The organism is Croceibacterium atlanticum (assembly GCF_001008165.2).
GTDB classification, from domain to species: domain Bacteria; phylum Pseudomonadota; class Alphaproteobacteria; order Sphingomonadales; family Sphingomonadaceae; genus Croceibacterium_C; species Croceibacterium_C atlanticum.
Genome location: NZ_CP011452.2, coordinates 3,049,109 through 3,075,044, shown reverse-complemented (window position 1 = coordinate 3,075,044; position 25,936 = coordinate 3,049,109). Strand labels below are relative to the sequence as shown.

At 62.6% G+C, this 25,936-nt stretch carries 20 protein-coding genes and 1 tRNA gene; 10 read left to right on the top strand and 11 right to left on the bottom strand.

Annotation, left to right across the window (positions count from 1 at the left end; translation table 11 throughout):
• Positions 1 to 92: 92 nt before the first annotated feature.
• From ssb to WYH_RS14485, 5 genes are all read right to left on the bottom strand, one after another.
• Positions 93 to 644 (bottom strand): single-stranded DNA-binding protein, encoded by a 552-nt coding sequence (gene ssb / locus WYH_RS14505; protein ID WP_046904399.1) that lies wholly within the window; start codon positions 642 to 644, stop codon positions 93 to 95.
• 92 nt (positions 645 to 736) lie between these two features.
• Complete coding sequence (feoB, locus tag WYH_RS14500; RefSeq protein WP_046904398.1) at positions 737 to 2,590, bottom strand: ferrous iron transporter B; 1,854 nt, start codon at positions 2,588 to 2,590, stop codon at positions 737 to 739.
• The gene (locus WYH_RS14495; protein ID WP_046905226.1) at positions 2,587 to 2,826 is read right to left on the bottom strand and encodes a FeoA family protein; all 240 of its coding nucleotides are present in this window, start codon (positions 2,824 to 2,826) and stop codon (positions 2,587 to 2,589) included. The genes feoB and WYH_RS14495 overlap by 4 nt, the downstream gene beginning before the upstream one ends.
• A 65-nt stretch (positions 2,827 to 2,891) precedes the next feature.
• A complete protein-coding gene (locus WYH_RS14490) occupies positions 2,892 to 3,575 on the bottom strand; it encodes a COQ9 family protein (protein WP_235979535.1) in 684 nt (227 codons plus the stop codon).
• The gene (locus WYH_RS14485; RefSeq protein ID WP_235979516.1) at positions 3,559 to 4,194 is read right to left on the bottom strand and encodes an ankyrin repeat domain-containing protein; all 636 of its coding nucleotides are present in this window, start codon (positions 4,192 to 4,194) and stop codon (positions 3,559 to 3,561) included. The genes WYH_RS14490 and WYH_RS14485 overlap by 17 nt, the downstream gene beginning before the upstream one ends.
• A 92-nt stretch (positions 4,195 to 4,286) precedes the next feature.
• Here WYH_RS14485 and WYH_RS14480 point away from each other — a divergent pair, with 92 nt between their 5' ends.
• Genes WYH_RS14480 through WYH_RS14455 form a run of 6 tightly spaced genes read left to right on the top strand, consistent with a single transcriptional unit; the run spans position 4,287 to position 8,145 of the window.
• Positions 4,287 to 4,892 (top strand): SCO family protein, encoded by a 606-nt coding sequence (locus tag WYH_RS14480; RefSeq protein ID WP_046905224.1) that lies wholly within the window; start codon positions 4,287 to 4,289, stop codon positions 4,890 to 4,892.
• Positions 4,880 to 5,323: a YcgN family cysteine cluster protein gene (locus tag WYH_RS14475; RefSeq protein WP_046904396.1), complete on the top strand. Its 444-nt coding sequence runs from the start codon at positions 4,880 to 4,882 to the stop codon at positions 5,321 to 5,323. The genes WYH_RS14480 and WYH_RS14475 overlap by 13 nt, the downstream gene beginning before the upstream one ends.
• Positions 5,320 to 6,042 carry a M48 family metallopeptidase gene (locus WYH_RS14470; protein WP_046904395.1) on the top strand — a complete coding sequence of 241 codons (723 nt, stop codon included), beginning with the start codon at positions 5,320 to 5,322 and terminating at the stop codon, positions 6,040 to 6,042. The genes WYH_RS14475 and WYH_RS14470 overlap by 4 nt, the downstream gene beginning before the upstream one ends.
• A 45-nt stretch (positions 6,043 to 6,087) precedes the next feature.
• Positions 6,088 to 6,555: a hypothetical protein gene (locus tag WYH_RS17205; RefSeq protein WP_235979514.1), complete on the top strand. Its 468-nt coding sequence runs from the start codon at positions 6,088 to 6,090 to the stop codon at positions 6,553 to 6,555.
• Positions 6,545 to 7,513, top strand: a complete 969-nt coding sequence (gene ribD / locus WYH_RS14460; protein WP_046904394.1) for a bifunctional diaminohydroxyphosphoribosylaminopyrimidine deaminase/5-amino-6-(5-phosphoribosylamino)uracil reductase RibD — start codon at positions 6,545 to 6,547, stop codon at positions 7,511 to 7,513. Before WYH_RS17205 ends, ribD begins: the two co-directional genes overlap by 11 nt.
• Positions 7,514 to 7,527: 14 nt before the next feature.
• A complete protein-coding gene (locus WYH_RS14455; protein WP_046904393.1) occupies positions 7,528 to 8,145 on the top strand; it encodes a riboflavin synthase in 618 nt (205 codons plus the stop codon).
• Between the two features lie 7 nt (positions 8,146 to 8,152).
• Here the strand turns inward: WYH_RS14455 and WYH_RS14450 are convergent, their stop codons facing one another.
• From WYH_RS14450 to WYH_RS14435, 4 genes are all read right to left on the bottom strand, one after another.
• The gene (locus WYH_RS14450; RefSeq protein ID WP_046904392.1) at positions 8,153 to 8,713 is read right to left on the bottom strand and encodes a 3'-5' exonuclease; all 561 of its coding nucleotides are present in this window, start codon (positions 8,711 to 8,713) and stop codon (positions 8,153 to 8,155) included.
• A 58-nt stretch (positions 8,714 to 8,771) separates the two neighbouring features.
• Positions 8,772 to 9,326 carry a GNAT family N-acetyltransferase gene (locus WYH_RS14445; RefSeq protein WP_046904391.1) on the bottom strand — a complete coding sequence of 185 codons (555 nt, stop codon included), beginning with the start codon at positions 9,324 to 9,326 and terminating at the stop codon, positions 8,772 to 8,774.
• 1 nt (position 9,327) lies between these two features.
• Complete coding sequence (locus WYH_RS14440; RefSeq protein WP_046905222.1) at positions 9,328 to 10,503, bottom strand: amino acid aminotransferase; 1,176 nt, start codon at positions 10,501 to 10,503, stop codon at positions 9,328 to 9,330.
• 77 nt (positions 10,504 to 10,580) lie between these two features.
• Positions 10,581 to 11,405 carry a DUF1134 domain-containing protein gene (locus WYH_RS14435; protein ID WP_082348016.1) on the bottom strand — a complete coding sequence of 275 codons (825 nt, stop codon included), beginning with the start codon at positions 11,403 to 11,405 and terminating at the stop codon, positions 10,581 to 10,583.
• 217 nt (positions 11,406 to 11,622) lie between these two features.
• Between WYH_RS14435 and WYH_RS14430 the strand changes: the two genes are divergently transcribed.
• Positions 11,623 to 11,712 (top strand) — tRNA-Ser (locus WYH_RS14430).
• Between the two features lie 134 nt (positions 11,713 to 11,846).
• On the opposite strand, the gene WYH_RS16680 is transcribed toward WYH_RS14430, so the two are convergent.
• A protein-coding gene (locus WYH_RS16680; RefSeq protein WP_244877932.1) for an IS5 family transposase occupies positions 11,847 to 12,619 on the bottom strand; the annotation gives its coding sequence in 2 pieces (ribosomal slippage) (positions 11,847 to 12,301 and positions 12,301 to 12,619; 774 coding nt in all).
• A 107-nt stretch (positions 12,620 to 12,726) separates the two neighbouring features.
• Here WYH_RS16680 and ppsA point away from each other — a divergent pair.
• Positions 12,727 to 15,123: a phosphoenolpyruvate synthase gene (gene ppsA, locus WYH_RS14415; protein WP_046904390.1), complete on the top strand. Its 2,397-nt coding sequence runs from the start codon at positions 12,727 to 12,729 to the stop codon at positions 15,121 to 15,123.
• 87 nt (positions 15,124 to 15,210) lie between these two features.
• Here the strand turns inward: ppsA and WYH_RS14410 are convergent, their stop codons facing one another.
• Entirely contained in the window at positions 15,211 to 16,221 is a 1,011-nt protein-coding gene (locus WYH_RS14410; protein ID WP_046904389.1) for a 2-hydroxyacid dehydrogenase, read from the bottom strand.
• Positions 16,222 to 16,659: 438 nt separating this feature from the next.
• Between WYH_RS14410 and WYH_RS14405 the strand changes: the two genes are divergently transcribed.
• Positions 16,660 to 17,718, top strand: a complete 1,059-nt coding sequence (locus WYH_RS14405; RefSeq protein ID WP_053833610.1) for a universal stress protein — start codon at positions 16,660 to 16,662, stop codon at positions 17,716 to 17,718.
• Positions 17,718 to 25,919, top strand: a complete 8,202-nt coding sequence (locus WYH_RS14400) for a GH36-type glycosyl hydrolase domain-containing protein (RefSeq protein ID WP_046904388.1) — start codon at positions 17,718 to 17,720, stop codon at positions 25,917 to 25,919. Before WYH_RS14405 ends, WYH_RS14400 begins: the two co-directional genes overlap by 1 nt.
• Positions 25,920 to 25,936: the final 17 nt, after the last annotated feature.

Here is a 25,936-nt window from a genome sequence, read left to right as displayed (position 1 = left end):
CGAGAATCGCACCGCACAAGCGCGGCAATTTTCAGCTACAGGACAGTGTTCCAACTGTTCCAGCCGTGGCTGGCTTGCGACGAAGCGAGCCCTCAGAACGGGATGTCGTCGTCCAGATCGTCATAGTCGGAGCCGCCGCCGGAGCCGCCTGAAGTCTGGCCCCAGGCACCGCCGCCACCGCCACCGGCGCCGCCGCCCATACCGCCGGAGCTTCCGCCCCCGCCCTGGTTCCAGCCGCCACCGCCGCCACCGCCGCGCTGGCCACCGCCACCACCGCCGCCGCCGCCGCCCTGGGCGCCGTCGAGCATGGTCAGCGTGCCGTTAAGGCCGCGGATCACCACTTCGGTGCTGTAACGGTCATTGCCGTTCTGATCCTGCCATTTGCGGGTCTGAAGCTGGCCTTCGATATAGACCTTGCTGCCCTTGCGCAGGAAACGTTCGACCACGCCCACCAGGCCTTCGGAAAAGATCGCGACCGTATGCCATTCGGTCCGCTCCTGCCGCTCCCCCGTATTACGGTCTTTCCAGGTTTCACTGGTGGCAATGCGCAGATTGGCGACCTTGCCGCCATTCTGGAAGCTGCGGATTTCCGGGTCGGCACCCAGATTGCCGATGAGCATGACTTTATTGAGGCTGCCGGCCATGGAATCGCTTTCCTCTTTTGGATTGGCGTCCGACTTATCGGATGGGCGAAGTGCTCGCCACCCTCACCACGCCCTATCCACAGGCGGTAAAGCTAAAGCCCTATCGCCGTCGCCACCCAGAAGGTCAGCCCGGCAAAGATATAAGCCAGGGCGAACAGATAGCCGAGCATGACCATTGGCCATTTCCAGCCATTCGTCTCTCGCCGGGCGACCGCGATGGTGGAAAGGCATTGCGGGGCGAACACAAACCAGGCGAGGAAGGCCAGCGCCATCGGCAATGTCCAGCGTGCGGCCAGCTGGTCCTGCAGCGCCACGGCTTCCGCATCTTCATCCTCGGCGGAAACGGCATAGGTCGTCGCCAGAGAGGAAACCGCCACTTCACGCGCGGCCATGGCCGGGATCAGCGACAGGGCCATGTCCCGGTTGAAGCCAATCGGTTCGACCACCACGGCCAGGCCGTTGGCGATCTGTCCTGCAAAGCTGGCATCCACCTGATCTTCACCCGGCCCGGCCTTGGGGAAGCTCAGCAACAGCCACAGGATCATGGTGACGGTGAAGATGATCGTGCCCGCGCGGCGCAGGAAGACCCAGGCACGCTGCCACAGGCCGATCAGAAGATCGCGGATCAGCGGCAATTGATAACGCGGCATTTCCATGATGAAGCCGGAAGCCGTGCCCTTCGTTACCGTGCGGCGCAGCACCAGCGCGGCAATGAACGCGCCGATAATGCCCGCAACATAAAGCGCGAACAGCACCAGCCCCTGCAACCCGACCGGGCCGAAAGCCTTGATATCGGGAATGACCGCACCAATGATCACCGCATAGACCGGCAGGCGCGCCGAACAGGTCATCAACGGGGCGATAAGGATGGTGGTCAGCCGGTCCTTGGGATCGGCGATGGCCCGTGTCGCCATGATGCCCGGAATTGCGCAGGCGAAGCTGGACAAAAGCGGGATGAAGCTGCGGCCGGAAAGTCCGACATAAGCCATCATCCGGTCCATGATGAAGGCGGCACGCGCCATGTAACCGGACTGTTCCATCACCAGGATGAAGAGAAACAGGATGATGATCTGCGGCAGGAACACGACGACCGAACCGACACCGGCCAGCACGCCCTGGGTCAGCAGGTCAGTCAGGAATCCGCCTGGCAGATTTGCATTGGCGAGATCGATCAGCGCGCCAACCGCCCCATCCAGCGCATCCGCGAAAGGCGTGGCCCAGGCGAACACGGCCTGAAAGATGATGAAAAGCAGGCCGAAAAGAATCGGCGGGCCAAGCCAGGGATGCAGCAGAACCTTGTCCAGACGGGCATGGATCCTGTGCTGGGACGTTTCCGAAAGGATCGCCCCGGCGGCAATATTATGCGCCGCCAGCCGCCGTTCCGGCAAGGTGACATGCGGGCGGCGGTGGTCATGCGGATCAGCCTCTGCGGTGGCTTCCGCCTCTGACACGGCCTGCCGCAATTCATCCAGCCCGCGCCTGCGCACGGCGACGGTGGGGATTACAGGGACGCCGAGAGACTGTTCCAGCGCGGCGGGATCGAGAACCAGCCCGTCCCTTTCCGCAAGATCGATCATGTTGAGCGCGACGACAGTCGGCCGGCCAAGTTCGATCAGTTCCTGCGCAAAGACCAGATGCTGTTCCAGATTGGCCGCATCCAGCACGATAATCAGGACATCGGGCAGCGATTCGCCGGGGAATTCGCCCAGCACCACGCGCCGGGTCACTTCCTCGTCCGGGCTGGCCGCATCAAGCGCATAGGAGCCGGGCAGGTCGATCAGTTCCACCGGCTCGCCCGAAGACAGGAACATGCGGCCCGCCTTCCGCTCCACCGTGACGCTCGGATAATTGGCAATCTTCTGCCGCGCGCCGGTCAAGGCGTTAAACAGCGCGCTCTTGCCCGAATTGGGGTTGCCGACCAGTGCGGCCGTGCGCAGCCGGCTCATATTTCCTCCACCGTCATGGCCGCAGCATGGGCGCGGCGCAGGGCAATAGTCATCCGCCCGACGATCAGCGCGATCGGATCGCGCCCGCCAAAGATGCCGCGATGAGCAACGGCAACCCGCGCCCCCGCATCAATGCCGAGAGCGCGAAGGCGCTTGCCTTCTTCGGGGTCGAGCCTGCTCCAGTCGACCGAAATGATTTCGGCCCGGTGGAGCGGCGGGAGCATGTCGAGGGTCATGGCAGAAGTCACCATTGCGCGGTGCCAGAGAGCCGCATCATTTGCAACTGGTTCGCATTAGAGTTTTAGCGCGCCGGATAGCGCAAACGGCCGAGAAAACGCGCCACATCGAAATGCTCCCGCCCGGTGAACAGCTGGGCCTTCGCCTTTTCAAACTTCATCACGCCTTCGATTCGGCGGTCGAGAAAGGCTGAGGTCTCGGCCTTGCCTTCGCTTTCATCCGTCACAAAAACCGCCAGCGTAGCGGCGTAGAGAGATCCCAGCGTGGCCCGCTTGGTATAGTGATTGTAATCGGTGGCCATATCGCCGGCGAGGCGCCACATCAGATCGGCGCTGTTCCAGCCTAGGCGCAGGCTGCGCGACAGGTTTTGCGGCATGGCCTGAATGGCAAGAGCCCGGCGCAGCGCCTCTTCCTTGCCCGCCACCGCATCCAGCCGGAACTGCACGAGGGTGCGAATCTTCTCGCGAATCTTCATATTGGCGAGCGCATCGCCGGCGAATTCCCGTTCCATCCGCGCATCGATCGAGGCGATCCAGCCGGCGATCATGTCCATCGGGCCGCCGGGGAAGGCCAGCCTGGCCACAGCCGGATCCACCCCTGCTGAACGCGCCACCTGCTCCAGCGCCGCCGTGCTCCAGCCGTCGAATGCCGCTGCATCCGCGATTTGCGGAGCCAGCGCGATCCGCAATTCATCCAGCGTCAGGTCTTCCATCGCCCGGTCCGAAACCATGTCAGAAACTCGGCCCATAGACTTCGCCTTCCGCTTTCCTGTCCGCTGCCCGTTCTTCCGCATTTCGTTCGATCTCGGCCAGCGTCTGGCTGGAAGCGCCATCCAGCCGGGCATAATCACGCGCGGTCCGGCCCGAATTGTCCGCCCGGTCCGGATCAGCGCCCGCCTTCAGCAATACCCGCATCAGGCCCGTGTCGCGGGCATGGACAGCAGAGATCAGCGGGGTTTCGCCCGCATTATTGGGTTCGTCCACTCGCGCTCCTGCATCGACCAGCGCCTGCACGCCGTCAATCAGGCCCATGCGACAGGCGAGGATCAGCGGCGTCACGCCCTTCTTGTCGGCAATATTGGGATTGGCGCCCTTGCTAGTCAGGAAACGGATCCAGCTCAGGTCGCGCGCCTTCACTGCAACATGCAGCGCGCTTTCGCCGGTGGCCAGATCCCGCGCGTTGATGACGGTGGAGCCCGGCTCCTGCAACATCTTGTTCACTTCGGCGGTGTCCCTGTCCTTCACCGCTTTCAGGAATTTGTAGCCGTCGGAATATTGCTGCGCCGATGCGGGCATGGCCGACGCCAGCATCAGCGCCGCAGCCGCCCCTGCCACCATTCTGCCGAACTTGCCGCGGGACATATTCATGACCTCTTTCATCAAATCTCTCGGGCAAATCGCCCGTTCCCTTGCCTGCCCCCTTGCCCCGAGGCCGTTAGCAGAGCATGAACCCGTGCGCCATGATCAAGCCCATAAAAGGCACGCTTGCCGCCTGTATCGCCCTCTCCCTCCTCGCCGCATGCGGCGACCAGGGAGGCGGCGAAGCACCCGGCGAACCGCCTCTGGCCGGTGCATCCATCGGCGGGCCGTTCGAACTGGTCAATAGTGCGGGCGAAACAGTTCGCTGGGCCGATTTCGACGGCAAATACCGCATTGTCTATTTCGGCTACGCCTATTGCCCGGACGTGTGCCCGACCGATGTGGCGCGCTTCATGCGCGGCTATGCCCAGTTCAAGGAGGCCGAACCGGAACTGGCCGCGCAGGTCCAGCCGATCTTCATCAGCATCGACCCGGACCGTGATACGCCCGCCGTGGTGGGCGAATTCACCAATGCCTTTTCCGATGATCTGATCGGCCTGACCGGATCCCAGGAACAAGTGAATGCGGCCGCCAGCGCTTTCAGCGTCTATCACGAGAAGGGTGAGGAGAACGAGGAAGGCGGTTATCTGATGAACCACAGCAGCGCGACCTATCTGTTCGGTCGGGAAGGCCAGCCGATCGCATTGCTGCCGACCGATGTCGGCCCCGAAGCCGTGGCTGCGGAACTGGAAAAATGGGTATTCTGAGGGACCGTTTCTGGGAACTTCCGCTGGAATCCCTGTCCCGCGCCGAATGGGAAGCCTTGTGCGACGGATGCGGGCGCTGCTGCCTGCACAAGCTGGAAGACGAAGATAGCGGCGCAATCGCTGAAACCAATGTCGCCTGCAAACTGCTGGATACGGCCACGGCGCAGTGCAGCGATTATCGGCACCGCAAGGCCTTCGTGCCCGATTGCCTGCGCCTGACGCCCAAGCTGGTGCAACAGATCCGCTGGCTGCCCGACAGCTGCGCCTATGTCCGCCGATCGCGGGGCCAGCCCCTGCCGCGCTGGCACCATCTTCTCACCGGCAGCGCGGAAGCGATGCATCGCGCAGGCGCCAGCGTCGCCGGCCGTGTCACCAGCGAAAATGATGCCGGCCCGCTCGAACACCATATAGTCGATTGGGAGGAAGAATGATCGACTGGCTGCGCAAGGATCTGCAAGATCCCAGCGTGACCATCGGATCGCGCGAATTGCCGATCGCCATTCGCCGCCATCCCCGCGCCCGGCGCCTTGTCATGCGGCTGGCGCCCGATGGCAGCGAAGTGCGCATCACCATGCCCAGCTGGGGAAGAACCAGGGATGCGCTGGCCTTCGTCAGCAGCCGCCGCGAATGGATCGAACGGCAATTGGGCAATCTCCCGCAGCCTGCCCCGCCGGTTCCGGGTGGAACCCTGCTCTATCGCGGCAGCCCGCTGGTAATCGACTGGAACCCCGACCTGCCGCGCAAGCCACAGCTGCACGCAGGCGGCCTGCAACTGGGCGGGGCAGAAGAAACGCTGCCCGGCCGCCTGCGCCGCTGGCTGGAAGGGGAAGCGCTGCAACTTATACAAGGCGATCTTGCGCATTACTGCGCCGAGGCCGGGCAGACGGTTCCGGAACTGCGGCTTTCCCGCGCCCAGCGCCGCTGGGGAAGCTGTTCGGGCAAACGCTGCATCCGCATCAACTGGCGGCTGGTCCAGGCGCCCGACCCGGTGCGGCGGTCCGTGGTTGCGCATGAAGTCGCGCATCTGGTCCATTTCGACCATTCGCCCGCCTTTCACGCCTTGCTGGGCACCCTGTTCGAAGGCGATCTGGAAGCCGCCGACCGATGGCTGAAACGCGAAGGACGTAGCCTCTACTGCACATTCGGCTGATGCTGGAGACTGGCACAAGGACCAAAGGACGCCTATCTTCGCTCCATGGGCTTCTGGCGTAATGTATCCCCGAGCGGCGCGGTCGCGGATTTTGTATCGGTATGGCGGGACAATCCGCATCGCTGGCGCGTGCTGGCCGTCTCCATCGCGGCGACGACCGGGCTGATGATGCTGTTCATCCCCGAAAGCCAGCTGGCTGAACCGCCCCGCCCCAAGATCACCTATATCACCACATTCGATCCCGAACGGACCGAGCAGGAGATCATCGCTTCCAATCTGGAAAACCAGAAACGCAAGGAAGAACTGGAAGCCCGGCTCGCCGAAGCAGAGGAACGGCGCAAGGACATGTATCGCGCGCTGGGCCGGGCAACCGGCCTGGATGTCGACGCCATGGAAGAAGAAATCGCGCGCGAACAGGCAGCCGAAGAAGCCGCGCGGGAAGCCGCCGCCCCGCCGCCGCCGGAAACCGGCATTTATCAGGAAACACCCAACCAGGCCGAGAGTGGCGAGTAGAAACGATTCGCGCTGGCTGGCTGCCGCGGCCTGCCTGGCCGAACGCGCCCGTCCGCTAAGCCGCCCCAACCCGGCAGTCGGCGCGATCATCCTTCAGAACGACGTGGTTGTCGGCCGGGGATGGACCCAGGCCAGCGGCCGCCCCCATGCCGAAGCCATGGCGCTGGAACAGGCCGGAACTGCGGCCCGGGGCGGCACGCTTTATGTCACGCTGGAACCCTGCGCCCATCAATCGCAACGTGGCCCGGCCTGCGCCGACCTGGTGGCCCGGGCCGGGCTATCCCGCGTCGTGGCGGGTGTGCAGGATCCGGATCCGCGCACGGCAGGCGATGGTATCGCCCGGCTGCGGCAGGCCGGCATCGCGGCGGAATGCGTGGATGACGATGCGTGCCGGGCCAGCCTTGCGGGCTATCTCATGCGTCAGGCCAGGGGCCGCCCGCATGTCACCCTGAAACTCGCCATGTCGCTGGATGGCTGCATTGCGTTGGCCACGGGCGAAAGCCAGTGGATCACAGGCGATGTAGCCCGCGCCCATGTCCATCGCGAACGCGCCCGTGCCGATGCCATACTGGTCGGCGGGGCGACTTTGCGTGCCGACCGGCCGCGGCTCGATGTCCGCCTGCCGGGGCTGGAAGACCGCAGCCCTCAACGCTTCGTCCTGACCGGCCAGGAGGCGCCGGAGGGATGGATCCGCATATCTTCACCTGGCGAAATCAAGGCGATCGAAGGCGCGCAATATCTCTTCATCGAAGGCGGAGCGGGTGCCGCCGCCGCCTTCCTGCGCGAAGATCTGGTTGACCGCCTGCTGCTCTACCGCGCGCCCATCCTGATCGGGGGTGGGTTGCCGGCGCTGGGCGATATCGGGCTCGGTTCGCTGGCCGATGCCCATGGGCGCTGGCGGCAGCATGGCAGCCACCGCCTTGGCAGCGACCTGCTCGAAGTCTATCAGCGGACCTGAGGGAGGAAGCGCGCATGTTCACCGGCATCGTAACCGGCATCGGTACCGTGGAAAGTGTGGAACAGCGCGGCGATCTGCGCATGCGCATCGCCAGCCCGTTCGATCCCGCAAATGTGGCAATCGGCGCGTCCATATCCTGTTCCGGCGTGTGCCTGACCGTGGTCGAACGCGGCGGGACGCCGGGCAATTGCTGGTTCGCCGTTGATGTCTCCGCCGAAACGATCAGTCGCACGGCGGCCGAACTCTGGCAGGCTGGCCGCCGTCTCAATCTCGAACCGGCGCTGAAGCTGGGTGACGAACTGGGCGGGCATATCGTGACCGGCCATGTCGATGCCGTGGGCATTGTTGCCGAAAGCGAACATGTCGGCGATTCCACCCGGCTCACCATCGCCGCGCCCAAGGCGCTGGCCCCCTTCATCGCCGCCAAGGGCTCCATCACGCTGGACGGCGTCTCGCTGACGGTCAACGAAGTGCGCGACCAGCCCGATGGGAGCGTGCATTTCACGCTCAATATCATCCCGCATACGGCGACCGTCACCACTCTGGGCGATTTGCGACAGGGGTCGGAAGTCAATCTGGAGATCGATACGGTGGCCCGCTATCTCCAGCGGATGGAAAGCCTCAGGGCCTGATCCCTGCCTAACGGGCCCCGCCGGCGATAAGCGCCGCTTCCGCCGCTGCCCGCACATTCAGCCAGCGCTGCCGTTCGTCCTGCGCATCAGCCAGCGCGCGATGCACCGGCGCCCCCTGGCGATCACGCAATTTGGCAAGCGCCAGCAGCTTGTCGACCGCATCGGTCAGCTTCTGCCCATGGATTGCCCTGGCCATGATCTGATGAGCTGTATCCTTCAGCAGATGATCGGTGCGCTTCACCCGCAGGGCATGGCGCGGGAATTCCGTCGCGCGCAGCAATGTGCTGAGCCATTTGCCGTCCCATGACGGCGCGCTGACATAGAGATCGTGGCCGGTCAGCGCCTCGATCATGCGCCATGCAACTTCGTCATGCCCGGTGCCATGTTCGATCAGTTCCGTGCGGGAAATGCCATGGATCGCCTCTGCCTCCGGATCCCAATCCTCCCATTGCGGGGCGGGCCGGATCAGATAGGTTTCGCTCGCCCCATCCTCGAACACCCAGGCGACTTCGATCGGATAGCTCCGCTCCGAAAGGGAGGATGCCTCGAAATCGAGAAAGGCGATCATGCAGGTTTAATGCACGGAAAGCCGCCCTGGTGCCAATCGCGAATCGACTGCGCGCGGATCAGATCGGGAATTGCGCGGCAAGCGGGCCGCTGGCGAAGCTTTCCCGCGTGATTTCGAACACCACATGTTCCGTCGGGCCGGCGGCTCGTTCTGCGATGTAAGTCTCACCAGTCAGACGGCCGCCAATATTGGCCATGGCCCGCCGCGAAATCTCGTTTTCGGCGCCAACGCGAAAAATCACCCGGCCCACATGGCGGAAGGCATATTGCAGCATCAGCCCCTTGAATTCGCCATTGTAACCGAGCCCCCAATAGGGCCGCGCCAGGAAACTCCAGCCGATCTCGACCTGGCCGCCGCCCGCAGGATCATATTCCTGGAAACGCGATGACCCGATAATCGCCCCGCTGCCCTTGCAGACCACGGCCAGCGCGCCGCCTTTGGCCAGCGCATCGTCGAAGAAGGCGCGGAACACCGGTTCCTGCCAGCGATCATGCGACGGGTGCATCGCCCAGACTTCGCGATCGGACGCAATCTCGTAGAGCGCGTCCCAATCGCTTTCCTGGAGCGGCCTCAGCCAGACCCGATCTCCTTCGAGAACAGGCTGCCTGTTCACCTCAGGCGGTAACGTCGGCCAGAGCGGCGATGAACTTGGGCAGATTGTCGAGCGTCAGGCCGGCGACATTGATGCGCCCGGATCCGGCCATGTAGATGCCGTGATCTTCCCGCAATTTCTGCACCTGTTCCTTGCTCACGGGCAGCATGGCGAACATGCCGTTCTGGATACCCAGCGGCCTGAGATCGACCGATCCCGCCACACCCGCTTCCGCCAGTTTCGACCGGACCTGCCGGATGCGCGTGCGCATCTGGTCCAGTTCATCCAGCCATTGTTCGGTCATCGCGGAATCGCGCAGCACCAGGCGTACCGCGGCGGCGCCGTGATCGGGCGGCATGGACCATGCAGCCCGCGCCAGCGTGGCGCCATTGGACAGGATCGCGTCCAGGCCGGACTGTTCCCTGGCCTGCACGTACAACGCGCCCACACGGTCGCGATAGAGGCCGAAATTCTTGTCGCAGCTATAGGCGATCAGCGCTTCCGGCACAGCCGCCAGAACAGCGCGCGCGCCATAGGCATCCTCTTCCATACCCTGGCCAAGGCCCTGATATGCAAGGTCGACGATCGGCAGGACGGGACTATCCGCCAGCAGGGCGGCGATTTCGTCCCACTGCTCGTTCGAATAATCGATGCCGGTGGGATTGTGGCAGCAGCCATGCAGCAGCAGGGCATCACCCTCTCCCGCATTGGCCAGCGCCGCCTTCAGCCCCGCAAGATCGGCCGTGCCATCTTCCGCCGCATGGCGGAAGGGCGCCATTTCCACGCCGAGATCGGCCAGGATCTGCGCATGGTTGGGCCAGCTGGGCGTTCCCATCAGGATGCGGCCCACACCGGCGCGCTTGGCCAGTGCGGCAGCAAGGCGGACGGCGCCGGTTCCGCCCGGCGTCTGCATGCCTTCGATCCGGCCATTATTGGTGGCGTCGGGGCCGAAGATATGCGGCATCAGCGCATGGACAAAGCCCATATCGCCTTCCGGGCCGAGATAGGCCTTGGTGTCCTGTTCCTCGACCAGTTTGCGTTCGGCCGCCTTGATCGCGCCGAAGACGGGCGTTTCGCCCTGCCCCGTGCGATATACACCGACGCCGAGGTCGATCTTATCGCCCCGCGGATCGGCGTTGTAGAGTTTGATCAGCGCGAGAAGCGCGTCGGGCGGTTGTTGGTCGAGTCTGTCGAGCATGGCGCGGCGCTCATGCCGGGCAAGCGCGCGCTGGGCAAGCAACAAATCACCTTTTTTACCGCCCGATCCTTGCGACCTCAGAAGGGCAGCCAGCGCTGCTTCTTCGAGAATTTCATGTAACCGGCATTCACGCCCAGGCGGAGGCCCGCGCCGACACGGATCGGAATCAGCACCACATCGCCTTTGCGCAGGTAGCTGGCATTGAAACCGCCGACCAGATAGGCCTGCCCCTCGCCCGCCGGATAACGTTCATACAGTTCTTCCGTATCGTACAGGTTGTACACCAGCACGAAGGTGTTGCCGGCATTGGCGCCCGCGTCAAAACCGATGGACGGGCCGGTCCAGTAAACGGGCATCTGCCCTTCCACCTTGTGGAACAACGTGCCCGAACCGTAACGCGCGCCGAACACGAAGGCTGCGCCGGCTTCGCGGCCGACGATGTAACCATTCGGCTCGCCCTGTTTCTTCAGAATGTCCTCGATCAGCCCGGCGAGACCCTGCGCGCCCTTGCCGAACAATCCTTCGGCGGCGCCGATCAGATCGTCTTCCTTGTAGGTCGTGCTGTCATCCTGAGTCGCCGGCTGTGCCTGGGCAGCCGTTCCGGCCACATTGTCGTTATAGGCGATCTGCGGCTGCGGATAGGCGCCTTCCTGCTGGGGCTGCGGCTGCGGCTGGGGATCCTCATAATTCGGGGAATAATATCCGCCATCCGCATTACCCGGTGGCTGCGCCTGCGGTTCGGGCGTCGGCTGCGGTCGGGCGAGATCGCCATCGATCACCACATCCGGGTCGACTGTCTGGATACCTTGCGCGGCGAGCGGCGAGCCCGCGCATGCGGCAGCGATGCCGAACGCGATGGCGACGGCGTGGCGCCGACAATTTGCGGCGAGCTTGTTAATCATGGGCCGATACCCCTCTTTCATTCGGTCGGGCCTTTGCGGGCGACAAGAATCCTCCTCGCCTGAAGCAGCAATGAATGCGCGGCAGGGTGAGTCGGTTTTGCGGCGAATCGAATCAGCCGCAGGGCACCCGCCCGTCAGGGAATAGGCATTACGGATAAGCGAGCCTCTTGAAGCGCAACGCACCCGCCGTTATAGGCCGCCCCTCGCCAAGCGACCCGGAGACGTGGGTGAGTGGCTGAAACCAGTTCCCTGCTAAGGAACCATACGCGTAAGCGTATCGAGGGTTCGAATCCCTCCGTCTCCGCCACATCACATCGCTACCGATCCCGAAGCCCCCCGCCAGCCGCAGAATTTTTGCGCTTTCGGGCCCGTAACGCAATCCATGGCGCTTGCCGTGCGGCTGTCGTTTTCCCGCAAACTCGACGGGCCGCAATGGCCGGGCTAGGCCGTAGACTCATTAGTTGCGATCCATAACCGTGCTGAGAAGAGCTTAATGGCAGCGAGGAAGTTATCGGCGCGTTTGTCGTAGCGTGTCGCCAAGCCTCTGGCGTGTTTGAGTTTTCCGAAGAAGCGCTCGATCAGGTTGCGATAGCGGTAGAGGAAGGCGCTGAAGGCGAAGCCCTTTCGTCGATTACGCTTTGCCGGGATGTTGGCGAAGCCGCCGTTGCTTTCGATCCGTGCGCGGATAGCATCGCTGTCATAGGCCTTGTCAGCCAGGAAAGTGCTGCCGGGTGGTACGACATCAAGCAGCGCTACAGCCTCGCGGCAATCGCTGGCTTGTCCTTCCGACAGATGCAGGCCGACCGGTAAACCCCGGCCATCAACCAGCGCATGGATCTTGGTAGTCAGGCCGCCCCGGGAACGTCCCATGCAGCGATTGGGGGCCCCCTTTTTAGGGTCGCACCATGCTGGTGGACCCGGATCGAGGAACTGTCGATCATGACCAGTTCGCCATCGAAAGCGGCGCTGACGGAGGACAGAAGCCGGTCCCATACGCCAGCTTTGCGCCAACGCACGAAACGGTTGTAGCACGTCGTGTATGGCCCATAGCGCTCCGGGATATCCGCCCAGGGGCTGCCTGTGCGAAACCGCCACAATATCCCATTGATCACCCGACGATCATCAACACGCGGAACACCGCGCACCTTGTTCGGCAACAACGGCTCGATCACCGACCACTCGAAATCCGTAAGCTCAAATCTGCGACGGCTCATCCAAGGCTCCTTCAAATGCCTTGAATCAATCCAATCTACATCTCGCAAGCCAGTTTATGAGTTTACCACCTAGTATGCTTCGAGGATCAATAGATGCGAGGCGAACCATGTCTTCAAAGGGATCCAACCCAGCCGTTATCTGGCTGGACCAGCTTTCGATCGACGACGTTCCTTCCGTGGGCGGCAAGAATGCCTCGCTCGGCGAACTGGTGGGCCGGCTCGGAGAGGCCGGAGTAAGAGTGCCCCAGGGCTTTGCGACAACCGCACAGGCCTTCCGCGATTTTCTGGCCGCCAACGACATTACCGGCGCCATGCAGGAGCAGATCCGCCTTTATCGCTCCGGCGAGAAAACGCTCCAGGACACGGGGCATTCCATTCGGGAACTGATCCTGGCCAGCAAGTTCCCCGACGATTTCGCGCAGCAGATTCGCCAGGCATATTCGCAGCTGGCCGAACATGTGCAGAGCAGGGATCCCGCCGTTGCCGTGCGCAGCAGCGCCACTGCCGAAGATCTTCCCGGCGCCAGCTTCGCCGGGCAGCATGAAACCTTCCTCAACATACGGGGCGAGGCGGCACTTCTCGATGCCTGCCTGAGATGCTTTGCCTCGCTCTTCACCGACCGCGCGATCAGTTACCGCGAAACGAAGGGATTCGATCATTTTGCCGTCGCCTTGTCGATCGGCGTTCAGCAGATGGTGCGGTCTGACCTGGCCGGTTCGGGCGTGCTGTTCACCATCGATACGGAATCGGGTTTTCCCGGCGTCGCCACCATGAGCGCAGCATGGGGCCTTGGCGAAACAATCGTCCAGGGCGCCGTAAATCCCGACAGATACGTGGTGTTCAAGCCGCTGCTCGACACGCCCCACGCCCGGCCGATCATAGAAAAGACGCTGGGCGAAAAGGCGATCCGCATGATCTATGCCGAAGAAGGCGGCAAGCAGACCCGTATCGTTCCTTCAACCGAGGATCAGCGCCAATCCTATGTGCTGAACGATGACGAGATACTGGAGCTCGGCCGCTGGGCGGTGGCCGTGGAAAAACATTATGGCCGGCCGATGGACCTGGAATGGGCCAAGGATGGCGATAACGGGCTGCTTTATCTGGTGCAGGCCCGCCCCGAAACAATTCATGGCGACAGCAATCAGGCAGGCTTCCGGCGATACAGGCTGACGGCAGATGCAGAACCCGCCCTCTCGGGCGTCGCGATCGGCAGCGCCATCGCCAGCGGCAAGGTCTGCCTTATCCGCGATGCTTCCGACATCGCCCATTTCCAGGACGGGTCAATCCTGGTCACCGGCAATACGGATCCCGATTGGGTTCCGATAATGAAGCGGGCCGCCGGTATCGTCACCGACCGGGGCGGCAGCACCAGCCATGCCGCCATTGTGAGCCGGGAGCTTGGCGTTCCGGCCGTGGTCGGCACCGGCAAGGCTACCGAAATTTTTCACGACGGGCAGGAAATAACCCTTTCCTGCGCCGGCGGGGACAAGGGCTTGATCTTCGACGGGCTGATCGACTTCGACATCGAGGAAATCGATCTTTCCGCCCTCCCCGATACCCGTACCGGGATCATGCTGAATATCGCCGATCCCGCCGCCGCGTTCCAGTGGTGGCGGCTACCCGCCAAGGGCGTGGGTCTGGCGCGGATGGAATTCATCATCAACAATCTGATCAAGGTCCATCCCATGGCGCTGCTGCACCCGGAACGGGTTTCCGCAGCCGACAACCGCCATATTCGGGAGCTGGTCCGGGGGCATGACAATCCGGCGGATTATTTCGTTGACATACTGGCACGCGGCATAGGCCGCCTGGCCGCGCCGTTCTTCCCCCACCCGGCGATCGTCCGCCTGAGCGACTTCAAGACCAACGAATATGCCCATCTGGTCGGCGGTGAAGCGTTCGAACCGAAGGAAGAAAACCCGATGCTCGGGTTCCGGGGGGCTTCACGCTATTATGATGACCGATACCGCGATGGTTTCGCGCTTGAATGCAGGGCGCTGCGAAAAGTTCGCGAGGAGATGGGCTTCGCCAATGTCATCGTGATGGTACCCTTCTGCCGCACGCCGGCCGAGGCTGACCGTGTACTCGCCGTCATGGCCGAAAACGGGCTGCGGCGGGGCGAGAACGGGTTGCAAATCTACATGATGTGCGAAATTCCATCCAATGTCCTGCTGGCGGAACAATTCGCCACGCGTTTCGATGGCTTTTCCATCGGGTCGAACGATCTCACCCAATTGCTGCTGGGCGTTGATCGGGATTCCGAACTGCTTTCCGCAATGTTCGACGAACGGGATGCGGCAGTAATGCAGGCAATCTCCGACGCGATCAGAAAAGCGCACGCTGCGGGCATCAAGATCGGCATCTGCGGCCAGGCGCCGAGCAACTATCCAGAATTTGCGGAGTTTCTGGTTCACGAAGGGATCGATTCAATCTCGCTCAACCCCGACAGTTTCGTGAAAACCAGTGCCGCCATCGCTGCTGCGGAGGGATCTGCCGCGCAATGAATTAACAGGCTGCGGAACCTGCAAGCGCAATAGGCTGGCCCACAGGAACATGGTGCACGGATGACGCCCCGGCCATGCCCGTCACCCTCAGGCCAATAGCTCGACAGAAAGGGGATGGGCCGGCCTGCCATCCAGTTCGAACTGCGAAATATTCTCGATCGTCGTCTCGGCAATCGCGGTCAGCGCGTCCTGCGTAAAAAAGGCCTGATGGCCGGTGATCAGGACATTCGGAAATGTCAGCAATCGCGCGAAGATATCGTCCTGAATGATCTGCTCCGACAGGTTCTCGAAGAACAGGTCGCTCTCCTCTTCATAGACGTCGAGGCCGACATAGCCGACCTTCCCGCTCTTAAGCCCTCTTATCAGCGCCCGGGTTTCGACCAGCGCACCGCGGCCGGTATTGATGATCATCACGCCCGTCTTCATCGCCCGGATTGCGGCCGCATCGATGAGATGGCGGGTCTGCGGGTTCAGCGGGCAGTGCAAGGTGACGATGTCGGACTGGCGCCAGAGTTCGTCCAGATCCACATAGCGCCCTCCAAGGCGAATGAATTCCGTATCTTGCCGTGGATCGAAGCCCAGCACGCGGCAACCGAAGCCGGACATGATCCGCGCCACGCAGATGCCGATACTCCCGGTGCCGACTATGCCGACCGTGCGGCCCTTGAGATCAAAGCCAAGCAACCCGTCGAGCGCGAAATTCCCTTCCCGCACCCTCGCATAGGCGCGATGCACATTCCGATTGAGGGACAGGATCAGGGCGACGGTATGCTCCGCCACTGCTTCCGGGGAATATCCGGGCACCCGGGCGACGGTGATGCCCAGTTCATGCGCGGCTGCGAGGTCCACATTGTTGAAACCAGCACAACGTAGCGCCACCAATTTCGTCCCGCCTGCTGCCAGTATCTCCAGAACCGGGCGGTCAAGCATGTCGTTCACGAAGGCGCACACCGCCATGAAGCCGCGCGCAAGAGGCGCTGTATCCCGGCTCAGGCGGGGTTCGAGAAACAGAAATTCATGCCTGTTCAGGGCCGCATCATTGGCCGCCGTCAGAAACGTTCGGTCATAGGGCTTGGTGCTGAATATCGCGACCTTCATTGCCTTGAACCTCCGCGGCCAAGACTACCGCCCCATTTAGCAGGAGCAAGGCCTTCAACGCCGTTTCGATCACGTCCAGGATCAAGAGCCAGGCCGGGCCTGCTTCTGTTCAAGGAGCGGAGAAAATGATAAGATATATGAAAGGTTAAAGCCGACTCGAGACCTGGCGCGCCGGTGTTACTGCGAAGCTGGATAATCCGGTATTCAACCAGAAATCTTGAGACGAGATGTGGACCCGCCGGCGTCTGGACCAGAGCGTTCGCGCCAAGGAAAAGCGTGGGTTTATTGAGTGCGGACCCAGGCAGAGGTTGAACGGCAGGATACAGGCGCAACTCTTCCAATAACATCCTTAATTGGGAATATTGCGTATGTGACCCGGCCGCTTCCCGGCTGATAGTATTAAAGATGAGGTGAAACCGACCAACAATAGAGGCTGAAGTGAACGCGCAATCCGACAATTACGTCGAACAGGCGGCCAGGCCGGTCTTCTTCAATGAACGCCCGGTTGCTGAAAGTCTGGTCCGTTCGGCAGGAGATAAAATCTCAGGCGCAAGCATACTGGCCTGTGTCGACGATGCTCCGGCAAGTGCGGCGGTGGTACTTCATGCATTCGCAGTAGGTCGCGGCCTCGAACTCCCCATCACTTTGGCACGCGTGGTTGAAACCTCACCGCAAATCGGATTGCCGGCCGATCCGGTTGAATGGCGGCATCGGCGCAATGAGTATCGCAGCCAGCTGCGCAGGATCGCTGCCCTGCCACCGGGCGCCAGTTCGCCTGCAGGCAGCATATTGTTGACCGGCGCCCCTGCGGATCGGTTGAGCGACTGGGCCATTGAACATCGTGTGCCGCTGCTGGCGCTTGCAACGCACGGACATTCTTCGGCGCGACAGAATGGCCTTGGGCCGACTGCCCAGCGAATCCTGCAACGGGCTGCGACCTCGCTATTGCTTGTCCCGCCCGGCGCCGCGACCGACAGGGGCCCCAGTTACCATAAAGTACTCGTGCCACTGGACGGTTCCTGTCGGGCGGAAAGCGTGCTGCCGCTGGCGTCGCGCATCGCCAGGGCCCATGGCGCGGAAATCGTGCTTGCCCACGTCATCCCGAAATCGGCCTTTGTCGACAGCCAGGCCACGGAAAAATCCGATCTCTGGGCAAGGCTCGTAGCGCAGAATGAAAAGCAGGCGCGCGAATATCTGGACGAACTCCAAGCCAAACTGCGCGGTGACGGGCATGTTGTCAGCGTGGTCGTGGCGCCCAACGGCGATGCCCGGCCCCGCCTGCGGCGGCTGGCCCAGGAACAGCAGATCGATCTCATCGTATTATCGTCGCATGGCCAGAGCGGATTGAATGACGTGCCTTGTGGCAGTGTCACCGAATATCTGGCGACCCATGCGCCAGTCCCGATGCTCATCGTCCGCCCGAACTTCATTCACGGTTGCGGTGCAGCGGCAGCCAGTACGATGCCGCCAGCCGAATCCGGATTACTGCCGAGCTAGTGGCGGAAGCTGACGCCGAGACGGGCGGGCTTCTGGAACAAATCGCGAGTCAGCTGAGCGCTCGCCATATATTGTCCGAAAAGCCGCCCCTCCCGATCCCTGCCTGGGCCAGGCTGGAGGCAGGGTTTGACTGGCTGCATGACGTCCGATGCGCCTGTGTCGAGGCTCCGCCCGAGGCCGGCAAGGCCGCCGAATGGCTGCTCGACAATGATTATCAGATTCACCGGGCCCTGCGGCAGATCAAGAAGGATCTGCCGCACAGTTTCTATTCTCGTCTACCGGCACTCGCTTCGGAAGCGGAACCGGACGTGCCCCGCGTCTTTGCGCTGGCGCACGAACTGCTCCACGCGACAAGGTTGCAGCTATCGCTCGGCCATGCCGTGCGGTTTGTCAGCGCCTATCAGCAAGGCGCCGGCCTGACGATTGCCGAACTCTGGGCATTTCCCACCATGCTGCGGATCGCGAGTATCGAGATACTCGTCTCCTCTATCACGCCTCTGGTATGCGGCGAACGGGCCCTGCCCTTCCGGGCAACGGCATGGACTGCCGATCCGGAATCGCTCGATTCCACCGAACGGGTTGCCCGTTCGATCGCAAGCCTGGCCGCCATCGCCTCGATCCCGTGGGAGGATTTCTTTGATCGCACCAGCCGCGTCGAAGCAATCCTGTGCGAGGATCCTTCAGGCTTTTACAGCCGCATGGATTTTGAAAGCCGCGACCGATATCGCCGCCGCGTCGAAGAACTTTCAAGACATTGCGCCGCCAATGAATCCGACGTGGCCGCAGAGGCGGTGGAACAGGCCGCATCGGCACAACCCGGCGACGTGGCCGCTCATGTCGGATATTGGCTCGTGGGGCCGGGCCGGCGGACTTTCGAAGCGCGAACCGGCGCATCCTTTCCTCGTGGGCAGAGATTGCGACGTGCGGTTCTCCTGCATCCGGGCATTGCCTATTCGCTGGCACTGATCTTCGCGGGGATCGGCGCGCTCATACTGCCGGCATTCTATCTCCATGCCGTCGGCACTGATCTGTCGGGCTGGATTGCGGGTCTGATACTTTCGCTCATCCCGGCTTCGGTTTTCGCAATCACGGTCGTGCACTGGATCATATCACGATCATTGCCGCCGCGTGTCCTCGACAAGCTCGACTTCAGCAAGGGTCTTGCAAAAGACAGCCGCACCATCGTCATAGTGCCGGTGATCGTCGCCGCCCCGGGCGAAGCGGCACGGGCGGCAGAGCAGGTGGAAACACACTGGCTCGCAAATTCCGATCCGATGTTGCAGGTCGCATTGCTGGCCGATCTGCCAGACGCGGCCGAAGAAAGAATGCCGGGCGATGTGGAGATCGAAGCTGCGCTGGAAAGCAGAATTCGCGCGCTCAATGAACGCCACGGCGCAAACGGCAAAGGGTCGTTCCATCTGCTGCTTCGGCCGAGATCCTACAACCCCTCCCAGGGCTGCTGGCTTGCCTGGGAAAGAAAACGGGGCAAGGTCGAACAGTTCAATCGTCTGCTGATCGAAGGCGACGATTCCGCCTTCTCCCTGCATGTGGGAGATCGCGCAGCGCTGGAAAATATCCGGTTTGTCGTAACCGTGGATGCGGACACGATGCTGCCGCAAGGTTCTGTCGCGAAGCTGGCGGGCGCGCTTGCTCATCCGCTCAACCAGCCGAAAGCCGATCCGGAAACCGGCAGGATCATTTCCGGATATTCGATCATTCAGCCGCGCGTCGAAATTTCGCCGAAAAGCGGGATGCGGACATTGTTCGCCCGTCTTTTCACCGGCGATACGGCAATCGACATCTACAGCCGTGCCGTATCCGACGTGTATCAGGACCTGTTCGGCGCCGGCATCTTCGTTGGCAAGGGCATCTACGACCTCCGGGCCTTTCATGAGAGTGTCGACGGCCGTGTGCCCGAAAACCGGATCCTCAGTCATGATTTGTTCGAGGGGGCACATGGCCGGGCCGCGCTTGCAACCGACATAGTGCTCTATGAAGGGTTTCCCGCCAGCTATTCTGAATTCGGACAGCGAATGCATCGCTGGATCAGGGGCGACTGGCAGCTCCTTCCGTGGCTGGGCCGGAGCGTTCCCGCAGCCGATGGTTCGCGGCTGCCGAACAGGCTGACGGGTCTGGATCGCTGGAAGATCATCGACAATCTTCGGCGCAGCCTGGTGCCGCCTTCGCTCATGCTTCTTGCGCTGGGCGACTGGTTCTTTCTGCCGGGCTCAGCATGGTTCTGGACTCTCCTGGTTGTCTTCGCCCCCGCAGGCCAGCTTTTCACCGATCTTGTCAGCGGGCTTGCGCGCGGCCGCCGCCGCAGTGCAGTACGAAGTCTTCCCGCGCGCCTTTCGGATCAGGCCGGGCGCTGGCTGCTCGCAATTGTCTTCCTCCTTTATGAAGCGGCTTTATCGCTGCACGCGATTGGCGTCACGCTCTGGCGGATCTTCGTCAGCCGCCGCAATCTGCTCCAATGGACGAGCGCCGCGCATGTGGCCGCGAAACTGCGAGGACACACGACGCGAGGCGACGTGTGGAAGCAGATGTGGTGGGGCCCGGCAGCGGCACTCTGCATCGGGTTTTTCCTGCTGCTGGTTCGCCCTCAAGCAATGCCGGCAGCCTTGCCGCTGCTTCTGCTCTGGCTGGCGGCTCCGGAAATTGCCTGGTGGATCGGCAGGCCGCGCAAGCCGGACGTCGAACCGCTCGCGGATGAAAGCCGTTTGTTCCTCAGGTCGCTCGCGCGCAAGACCTGGTACTTCTTTGAAACCTTTGCCGGTCCCGGCGACAATTGGCTGCCGCCGGATAATTATCAGGCAGAACCGCATGAGGAGGTCGCCCACCGCACTTCGCCCACCAATATCGGCATGCTGCTGGTTTCAACCGCCGTGGCCTGGGATCTGGGTTATATCGGACGCATCGAATTTGCAGCGCGCGCGCGCAATTTGTTCGACAGTCTCGACGGGCTCGACGGGTATCGCGGCCATCTCTTCAACTGGTACGACACGAGAAGCCTGAGGCCGCTTGAACCGCGCTATGTATCGACTGTCGACAGCGGCAATCTTGCGCTGAGTCTCATCGTCTATGCACAGGCCCTGCGCGAAGCGGGAGCCGCGACCGGGCTGGAGCCGCAACGGTGGGACGGCCTTGCCGATGTGGTCAACCTGCTCGATGCCGCCTTTGCCGTCGCCGGAGCAACCGCAGCACGCAACGATCTCGCGAAACTGGCTGACCGCCTGAACAGATCGAAACGCCAGCCGGAGGACTGGGCTACCCATCTCGAAGCGATCTTGCAGACGGACATTCCGCCGCTGGAAGCGCATGTCGCCGAAATTGCTGCGCCGCCAGCGTCCTTGCCGGCGGAAACGCTACGCGAACTCTATGCCTGGATCGACCGGCTCCAGCAGCAGATCCGGACGATGTTGCGGGATATGAACGAGCAGGCACACCCTGCCCATGATTTCCAGGCTCTCGCCGCTGAAGCGACTGCCCTTGCATATTCCATGGATTTTACCCCCCTCTACAACACCGAACGCGGCCTGTTCCACATTGGCCACAATGTCAGTTCCGGGAAGATCGATCCCCACTTCTACGACCTGCTCGCTTCCGAGGCACGAATTGCAAGCCTGTTCGCGATCGGCAAGGGCGATGTACCGCTTGAACACTGGTTCCATCTTGGCCGCCCGGTGACACGCGCCGGTCACCACATGGCGCTCATTTCCTGGAACGGCTCGATGTTCGAATATCTGATGCCGCGGCTGTTCCTGCGCAGCGGCCCCGAGACACTGCTTTACGAGAGCGAGCATACAGCTGTCCGAATCCAGCGTGATTATGGCATTCGTCACGAAGTTCCCTGGGGAATCTCGGAATCCGCCTATGCTTCCCGCGATCCCGAACACCGTTATCGCTATCAGGCCTTTGGCGTTCCCGGGATCGGGTTGAGACGCGGCCTGGCGCGCGACATGGTCGTCGCTCCATATGCTTCGGCACTGGCGCTCGCCGTGGCCCCTGCGGAAGCGGCGAAGAACCTCGCCGAACTGCTGCGACTTGGCGCCGGGGGCCGTTTCGGCCTGTTCGAGGCGGCGGATTTTACCCTTGAACGACGAACATCCGAAGAACTGTTCGCGCCGGTCAAGGCCTATATGGCCCATCATCAGGGCATGATCCTTTGCGCGATCGACAATGCGCTGGGCGAGGATATTCTGGTCCATCGCCTCGCACGGGATCCACGCCTCAATCTTGTCTCGCTCCTGCTCAGCGAACGCTTGCCGACCGAATTGCCGGCAGAAATCGAGCGTCTGGAAGAGCTGGATCGACAGGTTACGACAAATGGAAGCGTTCGCCCTCTCCGCCCCTGGGAGCCGGATACGGCCGCACCATTCCCGCAAGTCCTGCTGCTCGGCAACGGGCGGCTTTCGAGCTGGATTTCCGATGGGGGCGGCGGCCGCCTGCGGTGGCGGGGGCAGGCAATAACGCGATTGGCGCCCGATACGACGCGAGACGCGGACGGTGTCTGGATTTATGTCGCCGATGACGAGACCGGCGATCTGTGGTCGGCAACGCGGCAGCCGACGGGCGCCGTGCCGGACGAATATCGCGCGGTCTTCCACCCGCATCTTGCCGAGTTCCACCGCCGGGACCACCGCATCGAATTGCGCATGGAAGCAGGCGTCGCGGCAGGGGACGATATCGAAATCCGCCGTCTCGTGATCGCCAATGAAAGCGACCGTCCCCGTTCGCTCCGCCTCACAAGCTATGCGGAAGTCGTCCTGGCACCGCCGCTGGAGGATGAGCGGCACCCCGCCTTCAGCAAGCTGTTCGTGGCAAGCGAGCGGATTCCGCATCTGGGCGCGATCCTGCATTACCGCCGCCCGCGCAGCCCGCACGAAACGCCGCCCGTAATGCTTCATTACGCGCTCGACACGGATGGGCCGATAGAAACTGCCCGTTTTGAATCCGATCGCCGCGCCTTTATCGGGCGAGGGAATAATTCACGAAATCCCGCCGGTGCGACATCCGATCTCGGCAATAGCAGCGGTTGCACGCTGGATCCGATCGCGGCGCTGCAGGTCAGGCTGGACCTCGGCCCTTTCGAAAGCCGCGAGGTTTGCTTCCTCTCCGTCGCCGCAGCCACACGCGAAGGCGCGATCGAAATTGCAGAGCGATACCTGACGCCCGCCTCGATCAATTGGGCCATGCAGGATGCCGCTCTGGAAACGGCCCGCGCCGTCCGACAACTGCGCCTCGATCCGGACGCGCTCCACCGGGCCCAGACGCTCAGTTCGCTGATGATACATCCCAGTGGCGTGCTGCGCGCCAATTCCCCCGCATCCCTTGCCAATCGTCTTGGCCAGCCATCGCTCTGGGGCATGGCGCTTTCGGGCGATCTGCCGATCATGGTTCTGCGGGCCACGCAGGGCAGCGGCGACATGCTGGAGGAACTGGTTGGCGCGCATCAGCTCTGGCGCCGCATGGGTCTCGAAACCGATCTTGTCATCCTGCAAGGCAGCGGCTCTGCCTATATCGAGCCGCTGCGGGAAGAAATCGTCGAGACGCTGCGGGATGTCGGGGCGATCGAAATGCTGGGCCGCAAGGGCGGCGTCCACCTGTTGTTTTCCGATCAGATCGGCACCGACCAGGTTCGTCTGCTGGAAGCCGTCGCCGCAGTCCTGTTCGACGAGACGCAGGGCACGCTTTCCGAGCAGATGGAGCGAGCGATGGAGCCGGTAAATCCGTTGCCGCTGATGGTTCCTTCCATGCCCGAACAGGACGCGCCCGCTACCGCGCCCGCGCGCCCGGCCGATCTGCTGTTCGACAACGGCATTGGCGGCTTTTCCGCTGACGGGCGCGAATATGTCATCCATCTTGAAGCAGGCGAGAAGACACCGGCGCCATGGTCCAACATTCTGGCCAATGACGAATTCGGCTGTCTTGCGACAGAGACAGGCGGCGGTTTCACCTGGGCGATCAACAGCGGTGAGAACAGGATCACCCCCTGGACGAACGACCCTGTCTCCGACCGGCCGACCGACGCGCTCTATCTGCGCGATGAAGAAACGGCAGCGGTATGGAGTGTGACCCCCGCCCCGGCCGGGAACGATGCCGCATGTCAGATACGGCACGGTGCAGGCTACAGCACGTGGCACAAGCACGCGCATGGCCTTGAACAGGAATTGCTCGTCTTCGTGCCGACCGACGCTCCGGTAAAGATAGTCCGGCTTCGTGTTCGCAACCTGCTGGACCGCCACCGCCGGCTGACCGCAACCCAATATGCGGAATGGTTGCTCGGCTCACTTCCAAGCATGGCCCGCCCGCATGTTCGCTGCGATTACGATGCCGACGCACAAATATTGCTGGCGCATAATTACTGGAACCCGGATTTCGCCGATCGTGCCGCGTTCCTTGCCGCAAGCCGGAAACCGCATGGCTTCACCACCGACCGACGGGAATTCCTGGGGAAGGAAGCAGACCTCGCAAGGCCCGCCAGCCTCGGTCGCTGGGGCCTGACCGGTGAGACTTCCGGCGGGCTGGACCCATGCGGTGTCTATCAGGTTCACCTGGACCTTGCGCCCGGCGGAACCGATGAAGTCATATTCGTGCTGGGCCAGGGCAAGGATCAGGCCGAAGCCCTGACGCTGGCGAAGCAATGGCGCGATCCCCAACGGGTCGAGCAGGCATTGCATCAGCTGGGTGAATATTGGGACGGGGTGCTGGGCTCTATCGAAGTGCACACGCCCGATCCGGCCTTCGATCTGATGGCCAATCGCTGGCTTGTCTATCAGAGCCTCTCTTCACGCATCCTCGCCCGGACCGGCTTCTACCAGGCGAGCGGAGCGATCGGTTTTCGTGACCAGCTGCAGGATATGCTGGCCTTCCTCTACAGCGAACCGGAGCGCGTACGCGCCCATATCCTGCTTTGCGCCGAACATCAGTTCGAGGAAGGCGACGTTCTGCACTGGTGGCATCCGCCATCGGACCGCGGCGTGCGTACGCGGTGCAGCGACGACCTGCTCTGGTTGCCTTATGCAGTTGGGACCTATGTTGCGGCCACGGGCGATGTCTCCATCCTCCACGAACGGTTGCGCTTCCTCGATGCGCCGCCGCTCGCGGCGGGCGAGGAGGACAGATATTCCCGTTTCGAACATTCCCTGACGCGCGCGCCACTGATCGAACATTGCGAAAGAGCGCTCGCACGCGCGCTCAAGCTGGGTGCCCACGACCTGCCCCTGATCGGCAGTGGCGACTGGAATGACGGGATGGACCGGATCGGGAAAGCCGGGCGCGGTGAAAGCGTGTGGCTCGCATGGTTCGCGGCCGTGACGGCTGACGCAGTGGCGGATCTCGACCGGCGCATCGGGCGGGCGCAAGAAGCGGAACGCTGGGCCAAATGGGCGCGGGAACTTCGCCAGAATGCCGAGGGGGCGGGCTGGGACGGCGCATGGTATCGGCGCGCCTATGACGATGAAGGTCATGCCTGGGGTTCAGCGCAAAGCGAGGAATGCCGGATAGATTCCATCTCTCAATCCTGGGCGGCCCTTGCGGGTGCCGATCCGGCACGGGTGGAGCAGGCTCTTGGTTCCGCCCTGACGGAACTCGTGGACGAAGAACATCATATCGCGCGCCTGTTATGGCCCCCCTTCGATCAGGCACCGCATGATCCGGGCTATATCAAGGCCTATCCGCCCGGGATCCGGGAGAATGGAGGGCAATATTCGCATGCGGCCGCCTGGCTTGGCATCGCCCTCGCCCGGACAGGGAAGACCGATGAAGCGATGAAGGTCTTCAACATGCTGAACCCGATTGCACGGGCAATGGATCCAGCCACTGCCAAACATTATCGCGGCGAACCCTATGTCGTAGCAGGGGATATCTCAGCCGGAGAGCAGCATGGAGGGCGCAGCGGCTGGACATGGTACACAGGTTCCGCCGCATGGACGTGGCGTTTCGCGGTGGAGACTATTCTCGGATTGAGCCTTGCCGACGGTAAGCTTCGCATCGATCCGCGCATTCCCCCGGGCTGGCCCGGTTTCCAGGCCAGTGTCCGGCGCGCGGGCGGCATCCTGGATATCCGGGTTGAAAATCCACACGGGCTGAGCGGGGGCCGCGTCGAACTTGTGGTCGATGGACACCCCCACGCCGAGCAGGAAATCGAGTTTCCGGGGGATGGGGGTAAGGCAGAGGTGGTGGCGCGCATCGTTGAATGATCGCACATGGATCCCGG

Excerpts from the sequence above, each read along its gene's own strand:
- WYH_RS14410 (WP_046904389.1), bottom strand. The coding sequence starts at position 16,221 with ATGAAGGTCGCGATATTCAGCACCAAGCCCTATGACCGAACGTTTCTG.
- ppsA (WP_046904390.1), top strand. The coding sequence starts at position 12,727 with ATGTCTTCAAAGGGATCCAACCCAGCCGTTATCTGGCTGGACCAGCTT.
- WYH_RS14480 (WP_046905224.1), top strand. The coding sequence starts at position 4,287 with ATGATCAAGCCCATAAAAGGCACGCTTGCCGCCTGTATCGCCCTCTCC.
- WYH_RS17205 (WP_235979514.1), top strand. The coding sequence starts at position 6,088 with ATGGGCTTCTGGCGTAATGTATCCCCGAGCGGCGCGGTCGCGGATTTT.
- WYH_RS14485 (WP_235979516.1), bottom strand. The coding sequence starts at position 4,194 with ATGAATATGTCCCGCGGCAAGTTCGGCAGAATGGTGGCAGGGGCGGCT.
- WYH_RS14455 (WP_046904393.1), top strand. The coding sequence starts at position 7,528 with ATGTTCACCGGCATCGTAACCGGCATCGGTACCGTGGAAAGTGTGGAA.
- WYH_RS14490 (WP_235979535.1), bottom strand. The coding sequence starts at position 3,575 with ATGGGCCGAGTTTCTGACATGGTTTCGGACCGGGCGATGGAAGACCTG.
- WYH_RS14435 (WP_082348016.1), bottom strand. The coding sequence starts at position 11,405 with ATGATTAACAAGCTCGCCGCAAATTGTCGGCGCCACGCCGTCGCCATC.
- WYH_RS14475 (WP_046904396.1), top strand. The coding sequence starts at position 4,880 with ATGGGTATTCTGAGGGACCGTTTCTGGGAACTTCCGCTGGAATCCCTG.
- WYH_RS14440 (WP_046905222.1), bottom strand. The coding sequence starts at position 10,503 with ATGCTCGACAGACTCGACCAACAACCGCCCGACGCGCTTCTCGCGCTG.
- WYH_RS14495 (WP_046905226.1), bottom strand. The coding sequence starts at position 2,826 with ATGACCCTCGACATGCTCCCGCCGCTCCACCGGGCCGAAATCATTTCG.
- WYH_RS14450 (WP_046904392.1), bottom strand. The coding sequence starts at position 8,713 with ATGATCGCCTTTCTCGATTTCGAGGCATCCTCCCTTTCGGAGCGGAGC.
- feoB (WP_046904398.1), bottom strand. The coding sequence starts at position 2,590 with ATGAGCCGGCTGCGCACGGCCGCACTGGTCGGCAACCCCAATTCGGGC.
- WYH_RS14470 (WP_046904395.1), top strand. The coding sequence starts at position 5,320 with ATGATCGACTGGCTGCGCAAGGATCTGCAAGATCCCAGCGTGACCATC.
- ssb (WP_046904399.1), bottom strand. The coding sequence starts at position 644 with ATGGCCGGCAGCCTCAATAAAGTCATGCTCATCGGCAATCTGGGTGCC.